We start from the raw sequence: 14,098 nt of genomic DNA on the forward strand, positions 1-14,098 counted from the left end.
GGCCAGATGCCTGAGTACATGGAGCTTGCGCTGTCGGACGGTTCACAGGTGCGCCTTGAACTGTCGGGGGCCGGAGAGCCGCTCGCCGTACCGTCTCAGAGCACCGGCACGGCCGATCTGCCGGAAGGCTTCGGTGCGGCCAGGCCCGTGGCGAGCGGCTCCGGCCGGGCGGCGGCACTCGCCGCGGACGCGCTGCGTACGGCGCTGCGCCCGCTCGGTCCGCTGCTGGACGAGGTCCATGGCGCGGTGTCGGCGTCCGAGAACCCACCGCAGGAGATCACTGTCGCGTTCGGCGTCGAGATCGGCCAGGATCTGAAGCTGGGCATCGTAGGGGCAAACGGCAAGGCCACCATGAGTATTTCGGCCACCTGGCAGAATGGGACACCGCGGCACTGATGGGCTGGTTCAGAAGTCCGGCGGCCGCAGCGCCCCGCGTTTCCGTGCTGCACGACGGCGCGTCGACCGCGGCAGGCGGGGCAGCACTGCTCTCCGCCCGGCGGGTGATGACCTGCGCGCATGTCGTCAATGACGCGCTGGGCCGCGATCTCTACACCACCGCGCCGCCCGCCGCCGATACACTGCGCCTCGCCTTCCACGGTCCGGGCGCGGCCCAGCACCGCACGGCCCGGCTCTCGGTGTGGGTGCCGCCGCAGTGGGGCGCGTCCTCGATGGTCTGGCAGGGCGATCTGGCCGTACTGGAACTGGACCAGCCCGCCCCGCAGTGGCTGAGTCCCGTCGTCTGGCGTGACATGGCCGAGGGGCAGAGGTTGCGGGCGTGGCACGGCGGCGGTGAGGCCATCGCCTTCGCGGACACCGAAGTCAAGCTCCAGGAAGGCCGGTTCGGCTATCTGGACGGTCAGCTGTCCGGCGCCGCGATCGGCCCCGGCTTCAGCGGCGGCCCGTTGTGGGCGACGGACGACGCCACGGTCGTGGGTCTGGTCGTGGCCCATGTGATGCCGGGCGAGGGGCCGTTGAGCCCGCAGACCACCGTGCGGCGCAGCTGGGCCGTGCCGTGGCAGGCGATCCGGGAGGAGCTGGAGCGGGCGGGGGCGGCCGACACCGTCGCCGAGTGCACGGTGCGCGAGAAGTACGGGACCTACGGCGCGGCGGTGTGCGGACACGGCTCCCCGGCCGCCGGCTTCACCGCCGAGCTGTGGTCGCTGCTCGGCGATCCGGCGCGCCGGGCACAGCACGCCCGAACCCTGGCGGCCCGGCTCGGGTACGAGCACCCGGCCGATGAATCCGCTCCGTCCGTGGAGGAGTTGGCGCAGCTGCTCGCCTCGGAGGAACGTGCACTCGCTACGCTCACCGAGTCGCTGGCCCCCACCGTCCAAAGCGGCCCTGCCCGCGCCGGGCTCGACCGACTGCTCACCCTGGGAAGGCTGACCGGTACGGCCCGGCTGCTCTCACTCGACGAACACCGGTTTCTCTTACGGGAGTTGACACCGGCCGTCGTCGCGGACGCCGCGCTGCTGCCGCGGGCGGCCCGCGAGGCACTGCGCTACATAGTCCCGCCGAGCTCCCTGAACGGCACCAGGCTGGATCCGCGGGAGCTCGATGCGGTGGTGACGGAGCTGGAGGCCTACCGCGACGGCGGGCAGCCCGCAGACGGTATCTCGCCGGTGCCCGCCCTGCTCACCCTGGTCGAATACGTGGCCGCGGCCACCGCACCGCCGGTGCGCGAGGCCCTGCAGGCCTGGTCGGAGCGGGTCGCGGCACGGCTCGGCAGTCACCCGGCCGCGCTGCAGCTGCGCCGCGCGGACGCCACAGCCTGGGCGGCGTACCGCCCCTCCCCCGTCGTCCGTCTGGTCGCCGAGATCTCCGGTCCCCCCGACCGGTATCAGTGCGCACTGTGGGAGGTGCGCCAGGACGGCGCGACGGCCTCGTTGGCCACCGCGGACCGGCCGCGCAGCGCGGCCGAGATCGCCCGGCTGATCCGTGAGGCGGCCGAGAACCTCCGGGACGACGGCGGTCAAGGCGTCACCCATGTGGACATCGTCGTTGACCGGGACGGGCTGCAGCTGCCCTTCGACGAGTGGGAGGCGGCCAGTTCGGTGGAGTTTCTGCCGAGGGTCCCCCTCGGGGTGAGGTTCCGTATCGCGCTGCGCTGCCCGGAGGTGAGCACTCGCGCACCGCGCCGCGAGGCGGAGCTGCGCCGCCGCTGGGAGAGCGCCCACACCGGCCCACTCGTCGTCGATGAGAGCTGTGCGTCGCCGGAGAAGGTCTACGCGCTCCTTGAGACCAGTCACCGGGACACCGCGCAGGTCGTCCTGCACGGCCCGAGGGCGCCGCGCGAGGCGCTGATCCAGCTCTGTCTGGCCCTTGGCGTCCCGGTGGTCCTGTGGGACCGGGAGGCGGAGAGCCATGAGCACGCCCACCGGCTCGACGACATCGCACCCACCGGACCACTGCACCAACTCCCCGAGCGCATCCAGCACTTCAGAGCCGGACAGTACGGAGCGAGCGTGCCCTCGCCCGCCCGGCCCTCGCTGGTGTGGGAGAACACGGAGCTGCCCCTGCCGGGTGGGCTCGAACTGCTCGACCCCGCGGAAGGAGCGGACATCCGATGAACCCCGCACACGATGACAGCGAGGGCACCGGCGACTGGAGGTTGTTCCGCGGCGACGGGCAGGCTCGTACGGTCGACTTTCCCGAGGCTCCGCCGTGGCGCCGCTTCGACAACCGCTCCTCGACGGCGGCGAGCGCGCCGCTGCCGTATCTGATCGGGCGCGCCGAGGCCGATGTCGTCAACGCCGCGCTGCATCTGCGCCGCCCCCTGCTCGTGACGGGCCAGCCCGGCACCGGCAAGTCGTCCCTGGCGCACGCCGTCGCCCACGAACTGCGGCTCGGCCGGGTGCTGCACTGGCCGGTCAACAGCCGGGCCACTCTGCAGGACGCCCTCTACCGCTACGACGCAATCGGCCGGCTCCGTGAGTCGAACCTCCGGCGCGAGGCCGGCGAGGACTCCGGCGATCTCGGCATCGGCTCGTACGTACGGCTCGGACCGCTCGGTACGGCGCTGGTGCCCGGCGCGCGCCCGCGCGTTCTGCTCGTCGACGAGCTCGACAAGGGGGACATCGATCTCCCCAACGATCTGCTGAACGTCTTCGAGGAGGGCGAGTTCGAGATCCCCGAGCTGGCCCGGCTGCCCGAGGACCAGGCCTCGGTCCCGGTACTGACGGCCGACCCCGACTCCTGGACCGAGGTACTCAGGGGCCGGGTGCGCTGCTCGGAATTCCCCGTCGTGGTCATCACCAGCAACGGCGAACGCGACTTCCCGCCTGCGTTTCTGCGCCGCTGTGTACGGCTCGCCCTGCCGGAGCCGAACGAGGACAGGCTGCTCGCCATCGTCCGCGCCCATCTCGGTCCGGCGGATCTGGACGGCAACGACGAGCTGCTGCGCGCCTTCCTCGCGCGGCGGGCCCGTGGCGAACTCGCCACCGACCAGCTGTTGAACGCGGTGTTCCTGCGCAAGGGCGGGGTCGACGTGGACGCCGACGGGCTGCTCGACGCCGTACTGCACAGGCTCGGCGGGACGGTGTAGCGCCGGTGTGGAGCGAGCTGCGGCGAATCCTGGCGGACGGCGGGGCGGAACTGTCCCACGAGGAGCTGCTGGATGCGCTGTGGCTGGCCGGACGCCTTCCGGCGGGAGCGTCCGCGGCGCTGGCCGCGGCGGGCGCCGTCGCCGGGCCACCCCCTGCGCTGCAGGACGCTCTTCCTCGCGACAACCCGCACGCCGGCTCCGGCCCGCCCTGGCCGCAGGCGCCGCAGAGCACCACGCCCACGGCGTCGGCGGACGCCCCGCACCCAGTGGCAGCGCGGCCTGCCGAGGGCCACGGTTCCGATGTGCACGGCGCGCCTGCCGGACGGCGGCGCCCGCGGCATGACCGGCCCGCCGTCCCCGTACGCACCCCCGAGGAAAAGGTGCTGGGCTCCGTCGAACTGCGCCTCGGCCGCGCGCTGCGCCCGCTCAAGCAGCTGCGTCCCGACCGCAGACAGTGGGAGCTCGACGAGCCCGCCACCGTAACGGCGATGGCCGAGACGGGGCTGCCCGACGCGGTCGTACGTCCGGGCCGCGCCCGCTGGCTGGATCTGGTGCTGCTCGTCGACGACGGCGTTTCGATGCTGCTGTGGCAGCGGCTCGCGAGCGAGACACGGCAGTTGATGGAGCGCAGCGGCGCCTTCCGCGACGTACGGGTGTACGGGCTGGACAGTCGGGGCCCCTCCGCTCCCCTGCTGGGCCGCCGCCCGTACGAGCAGGACAGCGCCCCGCTGCCCGCTTCCGCCGTCATGGACCCGGCGGGCCACACACTCCTGCTCGCCATCAGCGACGGCGTGGGGGCGGCCTGGCGGGACGGCCGGATGCACGCGGCACTGGAGCGCGCGGCGCGGGTCGGTCCCACGGCCGTGTTGCACGCCCTGCCCGAGCGGCTGTGGGAGGGCTCCGGCATCCGCGCCGAGGAGTGGGAGGTCACCACTCGCAGGCGTGGTGCGCCCAACCACACCTGGCAGGTCGCGGACCCGGTTCTGCCGCCCGAACTCGCTCCGTACGACGGGGTTCCGGTGCCGGTGCTCGCGCCGACCCCCGAATCCATAGGCGCCTGGGCCCGGTTGGTCGGCTCGCCCGGCACATCGGCGGTCCTGCCCCTGCTCGCCGCGCGGACGCCTGCCCGACCGTACGCCGCGACACGCGCACCCGGCGGGGACGGCCTGCTGCGTTTCCGTGAGGTGGCCTCCCCGCAGGCATACCGTCTCGCGGCCCATCTCGCGGCGGTCTCCCCGGTCTCGGTGCCGGCCATGCGACTGGTGCAGGCCGCGCTGGGCCCCGAGGTCGACACGGGTCATCTGGCTGAGGTGTTCCTGGGCGGGCTCATGCGCCGTACGGGCGGGGATGATCTGCTGCCGCAGCACCGGGGCTTCGACTTCGCGGAGGACACCCGGCGCATCCTGCTCGACACACTGCCGGCAGGCGATCTCGTAGGGACCACCCGCGCGGTCACCGCACGGCTGGCCGAACTCGCCGACCGCGCCGCCGACTTCCCCGCCTGGCTGCCCCATCCCTCCGGGACGGACCGGCTGCCCGCGGACGGACGCCCCTTCGGGTGGATGGACGAGCGGCTGCTTCGGCGGCTGGGGGTCCAATCGGCCGTGGCGCAGCCGCCGCCCCCGGTTCCGCAGCTGTCGTTCGTCGACGCGCCGAACTCCGGATGGCAGTCGCCGGCCCCGGAGCACCCCCGGACGGCGGGCCCTTTCCGGCTCTTCGCGCGGAACCCGTACGGCTGGCCGCAGCTGGGGCTGTACCTGGGGATCTCCGAGCAGCAGCCGGGGATCGCGGTGATCCGTATCCCGGAGATGCGACAGTCGTGGAGCGCCGAGCTGATCACGACGGAGGCGGAAGCACTGTCCCGGATGGACGGCGTTTACGCGCCACGGCTGCTCGACCATGACGCCACCGCAGTGCCCGCCTGGATCGCCACCTCATACGCCCAGAACAAGCACGGCTCAGGTCCGGCTCCCAATCTGCGCTCCGTGGTCAAACAACGGGGTGCCCTGATCGGTATGGAGTTCGAGTCCGTCGGGAGGCAGCTGGCGAACGGTCTCGCACGGGCCCACCGCAAGGGCGTCATCCACGGCTCGCTGATTCCCAATTGCGCCCTTCTGGTGGACCAGGAGGTCGAGATCACCGGGTGGCTGACGGCCTCCCTGGACGGTGCGCACAGCCCCTTCCGGTCGATCCTGCGCCAGATGGAGGAGTACCGGGCACCTGAACTCCTCCGCGACGACGATCCGCCCAGCGAAGCGACCGACATGTATGCCCTGGGAAGGATCCTGCTGGCGGCGGCAGCCGGCCGTTGGGACTACGACCCGGCCGAGGAACTGCGTACCCTCCCCTGGCCGGCTCCCGACCGCCGCCCCGGCGTGGTCCGCGAACTCCTGCGACGCTGCGTCCTGCCCGATCCCGCCGACAGGCCCACCGCCGACGAGCTGCTGCGGGCCTTCAACTCCAGAGCCCAACAACAGTCCGACGCTCCGCTCAGGCCCGCCCGACTCGGCGTGGGCGAGGACGGCCGACCGGTGCTCCTGGACCTCAACGAACGGGAGTTCGGCGGCGATGGCCCGCACGCGTTGCTGATCGGGCAAGCCCGAGACCGGCACCGGATGCTTGCCTCCATCGTGCGCGGTCTGGCGGAGGCGAATCCCGCGGAGGCCGTCACCTTCGTCTGCGCCTGGCACGGCTACTCCGACCACCTCTCCGCGCTCGCCGCACTGCCGACGGTGAAGTGGGCGCAGGATCTCACCGCACGGCCGGACGCTCTCCGGGAACTGCGCGGCCTGCTGAGTGCGGCGATGTACGAGCGAGTTGGGTCACGGCCCCTGCCCCGGCTCGTGCTTGTTTTGGACGACTATGACCAAATCGGGAGTTCCGGACCGGAGTTGGACATCGTCGAGGCGCTCACGGCCGTTCGGTACCAGGGCATTCACGTCCTCGTCGCGGACCCTCCCGGCCGCCACGCCCCACGCCCGGGCATCGGCTCCCTGACCTGCCGGATCCAACTCAGCAGCGTCCGTCGGGGCCTTCTCGACGACGGTGTGTCCCTGCCCGTCCCGTTCCGCCCCGCACCGCTGTCCGCCGCGGAGCAGGTGGCCGAGCTCGAGATCGAGCACGGCCGCGGCGTCCAGCGTCTGAGGCGGGGCGAGTGGGCCGAGGCCCACGCCGTCCTCAGCGGCGTCGCCTCCGCGCGGCTGGCGCTGCTGGGCCAGGAGCATCCGGCCACCCTCATGTCGCGGTACGAGCGGGGTTTCGCGCTGCTCGGACTCGGCCAGTACCGAGAGGCACTGGTCGAGTTCCAGACGGTCGACGAGCGCAGGTCCGCGGCCTTCGGCCCGTACCACCCCGACACTCTGGACGCGCGCCAGCAGACCGCCTTCACCCTCGGACTGCTGAGCCGTCACCAGGAGGCACTCTCCCTCTACAACGACGTACTGAACCAGCGATTGCAGATGCAGGGGGGACGGCACCCCGACACCCTGCGCTGTCAACACAACGTGGCATTCACCCTGAGCGCCCTCGGCCGGCACCAAGAGGCATTCCACGTGGCCGCCGAAGTCCTCACAGCCAGGATCGGCGTACTCGGCGCCGAGCACCCCGACACCCTGCTGACCCGCCACGAGATGGGCCACTTCCTGGCCCGCACGGGTCAGTGGGCCCGAGCCCTGGAGGAGTACGACTTCGTGGCCAGGACCCGTGCGCGCGTCCTGGGAACGGCCCACCCCGACACCCAGGCGGCGCAGCGCGATGCCGCCCAGGCCCACGCCCAGCTCGGCAACCCCCCGACCGGCAAGCACCGCCCGGGCACCAAGGGCTGACGCCCGCACCCCGTTACGCTTCCCCGAGTGACCACCTCTGACTACGCCACGTACATCGCATCGCTCCCCCGTATCCTCGCCGGCGCTGCCGCGCTCATCCGCGACGAACAGGGCCGCGTGCTGCTCGTCGAGCCCAACTACCGCGAAGGCTGGGTGCTGCCCGGCGGCACCGTCGAGTCGGACGAGGGCGAAACCCCACGGCAGGCGGCCCGCAGGGAGACCCTCGAAGAGATCGGTCTGGATCTCGAGCTGGGCGCGCTGCTGGCGGTCGACTGGGTGCCGGGTGTCGCGCGGCCGCCGATCGCCGCGTATGTGTACGACGGCGGGGTGCTGACCGAGGACCGGTTCAAGGCGATCCAGCTGCAGGAGGAAGAACTGGTCTCCTGGCGGCTGGTGCCCCGGGACGAGATCCACGCGCATCTGCTGGGCTCGCTGGGCCACCGGGTGCTGGCCGCGCTCGACGCGCTGGAGGCCGGCACCGGAACGGTGGAGCTGGAGAACGGGCAGCCGCCTGCCTGAGCAGGTGGGCCCTGCCTGAGCGGCCGGGCGGGTAAACCGGCTCGCCGCCGCGGGGGACCCGCTGCGTAGGCTCGCCGTATGACTCTCGCCGCGATTCTCAGCGGCGCCGGCATCTCCACGGAACACGAGCTTCCCTGTCCTCGTCAGGAGGCGTCACAAAGCCGTGGGGTAGGGCGGGGTGGGTGTGCGTCGACCATCAGCAACGGTTCGAGATCGACGACACGGGCTGTCAGTAATCCCTCGCTCGCCAGTCACCCTGAGAAGGCCACTACCTGAGCGGTGCGGCTCCAACCGGATGCCCCGGCGGGTCGTAAGGGACGCCAGGTGTCTCCTTCCGGCAGGACGGTTGGCGATGGACGCACCCGCACGGCTGATCATCGTAAATGCCCAGCCGACGCCGTACGACGACCGCGCCGACGAAGTCATTCGGCAACCCATAGGCACCGCCCTGCTCGAGCTGCTACTCCGACTGAGCACCGGGAGTAACTACTAGCGCCCTCCTGGCTCATTAGCGGTCTACCTGGCCCGTTTCGCATCTACTTGGCCCGGCTGAGTGTCAAGTTGGCATGGACCGCGACCACGCGCTCAAGGCGATCACCGCGTTCGAGAACGCCTACGCACCAAGTGGCCCAAGGTCGTCAAGAGTGGGCAGAGGTCACTCGGGGTCGAAGTCGATGCGGACGTCGGACATTGAGTCCTCGTCATCCCCCTCGTCCTCGTCGCTTTCCCAGTCGATCTCCGGGTCGCCGGAACGACGCACCCGCAACGCGCGGTAGGAGTAGCCGTCCTGGTCGGCTTCCTCCCAGGTGAAGAGCACAGCCTCGCCCGGTTCGAGGGACGCGAACGCGCCCGGATCCGTGGTGTGAACGGCCGAGAAGTGTGCCCAGACCTCGCCCGGCACATCGGGTGAGGCCAATACGCCCCAGCCGGACTCGTCGTCCCATGAACGGACGGTGCCGTGAACCGGATGACTGCTGATCGCTCCTCCTGCAGGCAGACTCTGGTGAGAGTTTCGGATGCGTATCGTCGGCACAAATCGGCAAGAGCGTCAATGTGCCAGGTCCTGTGACGAGCGCCTGCCCGAAGTCGTGGAGCAGACTCGGGGGTTCACAAAGACAGCTTGACCACTCGCTGCCATACGTCACCGATCCAGATCTCAACTTGTAAGAGCTGCACGAGGGACAGCGTGACCGGTGGCTGCCCTCTTGGGAACGGCGCCTCGGCCATCAAGCGGCGATGGCCAGCCGGAAAGGGTTCGGAATCAGAGCGGTGCATCGAGAAGAGGCGTGGTCACGCCCACCTTCTACGGCCCGAATGGCTGCCGCATATGCAGCGTAGCGCTCGACCCGATCAGGCTTCCAAGTGTTACATCCACCAATGTCTTGCGAGCAGGGGCTTCCCTGTCCTCGCGGCGCTGGCACGGTGGCGGAAGCCGCGAACAGTGCACGACCCCGCAGGCAAGGCGATCAGCACCGAGCCGAAGGACGCGCCGTCGAACACGCTGGGCATTCGTCGCATCATGTTCGCCGTCGACGACATCGAGGAAGTCGTTGCCCGCCTGCGCACCTCCCACGGCGCCGAACTCGTCGGCGAGCTGGCGCAGTACGAGGACAGCTATCGGCTCTGCTACGTCCGCGGCCCCGAGGGCATCATCGTCGGACTGGCCGAACAGCTCAGCTGAAGGCCGGCGAAGGGACCGTGCACCCGAAGAAGCCGGAGACCCTGGCGTGTTCATTGGGGACGCCAGGAGTTCCCCTCCAGCGGGAGTTGGCGACGCTCGCGCCCCGATACCCGTTCGCCCCGTGCGGACAGGCGTCCTACCCTCGGCCCATGAACAAGCCTCTGGTCGCCATCCTCAGCGGAGCCGGTGTCTCCACCGATTCCGGTATCCCTGATTATCGCGGCCCGAACGGGCTGTGGCGGCGGGATCCGGAGGCCGAGAAGCTCGTGACGTACGAGTACTACATGGGCGATCCGGAGATCCGGCGTCGGTCCTGGCAGATGCGGCGGAAGAACCGGACGCTGCAGGCCGAGCCCAACCCTGCGCACCGGGCCGTGGCGGAGCTGGAGCGGTCCGGGGTGCCGGTGCGGGTGATCACGCAGAACGTGGACGGGCTGCACCAGCTCGCCGGGATGCCCGCCCGGAAGGTGCTCGAACTGCACGGGACCGCGCGGAGCGTCGTGTGTACCCGATGCCAGACCCGCGGGCCCATGGAGGATGCCCTCGCCCGGGTCGAGGCCGGGGAGGACGATCCGCCGTGCCTGGAGTGCGGCGGGATCCTGAAGTCGGCGACCGTCATGTTCGGGGAACGACTCGATCCGATGGTGCTGGGCGAGGCGCTCGCCATCAGTAAGGCCTGCCAGGTGTTCATCGCCGTCGGGACCAGCCTTCAGGTCCAGCCCGCCGCCGGGCTCGTCGGCATCGCCGCCGACCACGGAGCACGGCTGATCATCGTCAACGCCGAGCCGACCCCGTACGACGACCGCGCCGACGAGGTCGTACGCCAGTCGATCAGCACTGCCCTGCCCGCCCTGTTGCGTCGGCTGAGAACCGAGAGCGGCTACTAGACGATTGATTCCAAGGGGTCAGTCGGGTGTCGCCGGTGCTCGCGATGGCGGTAGTGCCTCGCAGTCCGTTCGGCAACTTCCGGGTGAGGTTTGTGCGCCTTCGGTTCAGCGTGGCCGCAACCCGTCGAAGACCACCTCGAAGATCCGCTCCCGGGGCGCCGGATCCGCTCCGAGCTGTTCCATCGCCCTGCCAGTACCGGCCAGGAGGGCGATGAACTCCGGCAGGCCCAGCTCCGGGCGGACCGCCCCCGCCTGTTGCGCCCCGGCCAGCAGATCGGCCAGCCGAGCCTGGATCTCCATGGTCGGCTCCTGCAGGGACGCGTGTACGTCCACCCCGGCCGCAGCGAGAGCCTGGGTGAACTCGTTCTTGCCCGCGGACTGATCCACCACCAGACGGAAGCAGGCGAAGAAGGCTTCGGCGGGCCCGGCCTCGGCGGCCAGCTGCGCTGTCTGGGCTGCCAGTTCCTCCAGTCTGCGCACCATCACTGCCTCCAGCAGTGCCTCCTTGGTCGGGAAGTGCCTGAAGAGCGTGCCGACTCCGACCCCGGCGGCTCGGGCGATCTCCTCGGTCGGCACGCTGACGCCGCGGGTGGTGAACACCTCCGTGGCGACATCCAGCAGCCTGGCCCGGTTGCGGGCCGCGTCCGCCCGCAGCGGGCGCTCCTGAGCGCCACCCATCCGTCTCCCACCTTTCGCCGTCGACGGCAGAACCACCCTGGACAACCGGAGTCTCCAGTCCGTATCGTGAAAACGGAGTCGCTAGTCCGATTCTACCCATGGACCCACCGGAGGTTTGTCATGCCTGAAACGCTGTCACCGCGCGAGGTCTTCCAGAAGCTGATCGAGGGCATCAGCGCGGGGCGGTTCACGGAGCTGGCCGAGCTCTACGCCGAGGACGCCGTAGTGGAGACCGTCTTCGAGCCGGTCGGTCCGCGCCGGTTCGAGGGGCGGGCCGCACTCAAGGAGCGGTTCGCGCAAGTCTCCGCAAGTTCGCCCGTGGAGCTGACCCCGGCGAACGTGGTCGTCCGGGAAACCGACGACGCGGAGGTGGTCGTCGCGGAGTTCGACTACCAGGTGCACCACAGGGTGACCGGGCGGACTTTCGAGGCCGCCAACATCCAGGTGCTGCGGGTCCGCGACGGCCTGATCGTCAGCAGCCGGGACTACCACGACCACCTTGCTCTCATCGTGGCCGGCGGCAACCTGCCTCAGCTGGTGGCGGCGCTGGACGGCAAGTAGCACGAGTGCCGTGCTCAGGGCCGGGGCCCCGGAGGTCCCGGCCCGCATCGCGTTTCCGGCGGCGGCTCAGTGCTTGTTCAACATGCGGTCGTGACCTCGATGATCTGCTGGTCCGTCACGTCCAGCGGCCGACTCGCGCTGGAATGAGGCTGACCGGTCCGTGGTCTGCACCGGCTGCCATGCCCGCTCGGCACGAGCGTGCCGGCGCTGCTGAAGCGGCTGAATTCAAGCCGTCCGGCGATTGAGAACTGGGGTCTTGGGCAAAACCCCAGCGGCGTCCGGGGCGGAGCCTCGGACCCTAGAACAGCGCGTCGTCCGGGGTGCCGGACTCGAATGCCAGCAGCCGCTGCTTGCGGTCCAGCCCGCCGCCGTACCCGACGAGACTCCCCGACGAACCGATCACCCGATGGCACGGCACGATGATCCCGATCGGGTTCTTGCCGTTCGCCAGCCCCACCGCGCGCGACGCGCCCCGGTTGCCGAGCGCCTCGGCCAGTTCGCCGTACGTGCGCGTCTCGCCGTACGGGATCTGCCGCAGCTGATCCCAGACGCCCCGTTGGAAGGGCGTGCCCTCGAGCCGCATCGGCAGGTCGAACTCCGTCAGCTCGCGGGCGAAGTACGCGTCGAGCTGGCGGATCGTCTCGCGGAAGGGCGCGGAGTCCTCCTCGCCGAAGGTCTCCTCGTCCGGGCGGTGGCGCTGCCGGGGCATGTAGAGGCCGCTCAGCACCCCGTCCGTGGCGACGAGGGTCAGCGGCCCGTACGGACTGCCGACAACCGTGTGCTGCCTGGTCATGGCTGAACTTCCTTACGCGGGGAGGTGGTTGATCGGATGGCCGTCGGTGGCCCAGAGGTACTGGACGGCGTACGCACGCCAGGGCCGCCAGGCCGCGGCGCGTTCGGTGAGTGCTGCGGGGGTCGACGGCAGACCGAGCTCCGCCGCCGCGCGCCGCATGCCGAGGTCGCTCGGCAGGAAGGCGTCGGGGTCGCCGAGTGCGCGCATGGCGATCACCTCGACCGTCCAGGGGCCGAAGCCGGGCAGTGCGGTCAGCTGGGCGCGGGCCTTGTCCCAGTCGCTGTCGAGGCCGAGCTGCAGCGAGCCGTCGGCCAGCGCTCCGACGAGGGTCGTGAGGGTGGTGCGGCGACTGCGGGGCAGCGCCAGCGTCTCGGGATCCAGCGCCGCGAGTTCGGCGGGCGCAGGGAACAGATGGGTGAGTCCGCCCTCGGGGTCCTCGACCGGCCGGCCGTGGGCGGTGACCAGGCGACCGGCGTGGGTGCGGGCGGCGGCCGTCGAGACCTGCTGGCCGAGCACCGCCCGTACCGCGAACTCCGCCGCGTCGACGGTGCGCGGCACCCGTCGACCCGGGGCCTTGTCGACCAGCGGGGCGAGCAGTTCGTCCCTGCGCAACTGGTCGTCGACCGCGACCGGATCGGCGTCCAGGTCGAGCATCCAGCGGCAGCGGCTGATAGCGATGGTGAGGTCGCGCGGGTCGGTGAGCGAGAGCCGGCAGGCGATGTGGTCGGGCCGCGGGGTGAGGGCGACGATGCCGTGTCCGTACGGGAGGCTCAGGGTGCGACGGTACGCACCGTCCCGCCACTCCTCGACGCCCGGGACGCCGGTGGCCGCGAGGTGCCCGAAGAGGTTGCTCGGGTTGAGCGGTGCTCGGTAGGGCAGCCGCAGGGCGATCACGCCGGGTGTCTGTGGCGGTGTGGAGCGGCTGCGGGCGGCGCGGGTGCGCAGTTGGCCCGGGGCGAGCGCGAAGACCTCGCGGACGGTGTCGTTGAAGGTGCGGATGGAGGAGAAACCGGCCGCGAAGGCGACCTCGGCCAGGGGGAGGCCGGTGGTTTCGATGAGGACGCGGGCGCTCTGGGCGCGCTGGGCGCGGGCCAGGGCGAGCGGGCCCGCGCCCAGTTCGGCGAGGAGCTGGCGCTCGATCTGGCGCGTCGAGTAGCCGAGCCGGGCGGCGAGGCCCGGCACGCCCTCGCGGTCGACGACGCCGTCGCGGATGAGGCGCATGGCGCGGGCGACGGCGTCGGCGCGGGCGTTCCACTCCGGCGAGCCGGGGCTGGTGTCGGGGCGGCAGCGCTTGCAGGCCCGGAATCCGGCCTGCTGGCAGGCGGCGGCACTCGGGTAGAAGGTCATGTTCTCGACCTTCGGCGGCACCACCGGGCAGCTGGGGCGGCAGTAGATCCGCGTGGTCAGTACGGCCGTGAAGAACCAGCCGTCGAAACGGGCGTCCTTCGACTGGACGGCGCGTACGCAGCGCTCGGTGTCGGTGTGCATGGCTACAAGCATCCAGCAGCGCGAGAGCCGGGGCTGGCGAGAAAACGACATCATCCTTGATCTGCCAGGACCGTCCCGAAGAACATCGAGGTCGCACAGAGCGAGGCCGCACCGGAGTAAGAC

The 14,098-nt window shown here is 71.0% G+C and carries 11 protein-coding genes and 2 pseudogenes; 9 read left to right on the top strand and 4 right to left on the bottom strand.

Going from position 1 to position 14,098, the window contains the following annotated elements; all coding sequences use genetic code 11:
* Positions 1-6 precede the first annotated feature (6 nt).
* The 6 genes and pseudogenes from OG729_RS07250 to OG729_RS07275 all read left to right on the top strand — a co-directional run.
* Complete coding sequence (locus OG729_RS07250) at positions 7-396, top strand: CU044_2847 family protein (RefSeq protein WP_405805011.1); 390 nt, start codon at positions 7-9, stop codon at positions 394-396.
* Positions 396-2,570 carry a trypsin-like peptidase domain-containing protein gene (locus OG729_RS07255; protein ID WP_405805012.1) on the top strand — a complete coding sequence of 725 codons (2,175 nt, stop codon included), beginning with the start codon at positions 396-398 and terminating at the stop codon, positions 2,568-2,570. The genes OG729_RS07250 and OG729_RS07255 overlap by 1 nt, the downstream gene beginning before the upstream one ends.
* A complete protein-coding gene (locus tag OG729_RS07260; RefSeq protein ID WP_405805013.1) occupies positions 2,567-3,544 on the top strand; it encodes an AAA family ATPase in 978 nt (325 codons plus the stop codon). The genes OG729_RS07255 and OG729_RS07260 overlap by 4 nt, the downstream gene beginning before the upstream one ends.
* Before the next feature lie 5 nt (positions 3,545-3,549).
* On the top strand, positions 3,550-7,368 hold the full coding sequence (locus OG729_RS07265) for an SAV_2336 N-terminal domain-related protein (RefSeq protein WP_405805014.1): 3,819 nt from the start codon (positions 3,550-3,552) through the stop codon (positions 7,366-7,368).
* 27 nt (positions 7,369-7,395) lie between these two features.
* The gene (locus OG729_RS07270) at positions 7,396-7,887 is read left to right on the top strand and encodes an NUDIX domain-containing protein (RefSeq protein ID WP_405805016.1); all 492 of its coding nucleotides are present in this window, start codon (positions 7,396-7,398) and stop codon (positions 7,885-7,887) included.
* A 346-nt stretch (positions 7,888-8,233) separates the two neighbouring features.
* Positions 8,234-8,380: pseudogene (locus OG729_RS07275) on the top strand (NAD-dependent deacetylase); the annotation flags it as partial.
* Between the two features lie 162 nt (positions 8,381-8,542).
* On the opposite strand, the gene OG729_RS07280 reads toward OG729_RS07275, so the two are convergent.
* Positions 8,543-8,920 (bottom strand): cold-shock protein, encoded by a 378-nt coding sequence (locus OG729_RS07280; RefSeq protein ID WP_405805018.1) that lies wholly within the window; start codon positions 8,918-8,920, stop codon positions 8,543-8,545.
* A gap of 381 nt (positions 8,921-9,301) precedes the next feature.
* Between OG729_RS07280 and OG729_RS07285 the strand changes: the two are divergent.
* Both OG729_RS07285 and OG729_RS07290 read left to right on the top strand, forming a co-directional pair.
* Positions 9,302-9,568, top strand: a pseudogene (locus OG729_RS07285) (hypothetical protein); the annotation flags it as partial.
* Between the two features lie 149 nt (positions 9,569-9,717).
* Complete coding sequence (locus tag OG729_RS07290) at positions 9,718-10,455, top strand: SIR2 family NAD-dependent protein deacylase (RefSeq protein ID WP_405805019.1); 738 nt, start codon at positions 9,718-9,720, stop codon at positions 10,453-10,455.
* Between the two features lie 105 nt (positions 10,456-10,560).
* Here OG729_RS07290 and OG729_RS07295 read toward each other — a convergent pair whose 3' ends face one another.
* Positions 10,561-11,133: a TetR/AcrR family transcriptional regulator gene (locus OG729_RS07295; protein ID WP_405805021.1), complete on the bottom strand. Its 573-nt coding sequence runs from the start codon at positions 11,131-11,133 to the stop codon at positions 10,561-10,563.
* 120 nt (positions 11,134-11,253) lie between these two features.
* Between OG729_RS07295 and OG729_RS07300 the strand changes: the two genes are divergently transcribed.
* A complete protein-coding gene (locus OG729_RS07300) occupies positions 11,254-11,694 on the top strand; it encodes a nuclear transport factor 2 family protein (protein ID WP_360880821.1) in 441 nt (146 codons plus the stop codon).
* A gap of 298 nt (positions 11,695-11,992) precedes the next feature.
* On the opposite strand, the gene OG729_RS07305 is transcribed toward OG729_RS07300, so the two are convergent.
* Both OG729_RS07305 and OG729_RS07310 read right to left on the bottom strand, forming a co-directional pair.
* Positions 11,993-12,487 carry a methylated-DNA--[protein]-cysteine S-methyltransferase gene (locus tag OG729_RS07305; RefSeq protein ID WP_405805022.1) on the bottom strand — a complete coding sequence of 165 codons (495 nt, stop codon included), beginning with the start codon at positions 12,485-12,487 and terminating at the stop codon, positions 11,993-11,995.
* Between the two features lie 12 nt (positions 12,488-12,499).
* Positions 12,500-13,975 (bottom strand): AlkA N-terminal domain-containing protein, encoded by a 1,476-nt coding sequence (locus tag OG729_RS07310; RefSeq protein WP_405805024.1) that lies wholly within the window; start codon positions 13,973-13,975, stop codon positions 12,500-12,502.
* Positions 13,976-14,098 lie beyond the last annotated feature (123 nt).

The sequence above is a fragment of the Streptomyces sp. NBC_00210 genome, assembly GCF_045160975.1.
Classification (GTDB): domain Bacteria; phylum Actinomycetota; class Actinomycetes; order Streptomycetales; family Streptomycetaceae; genus Streptomyces.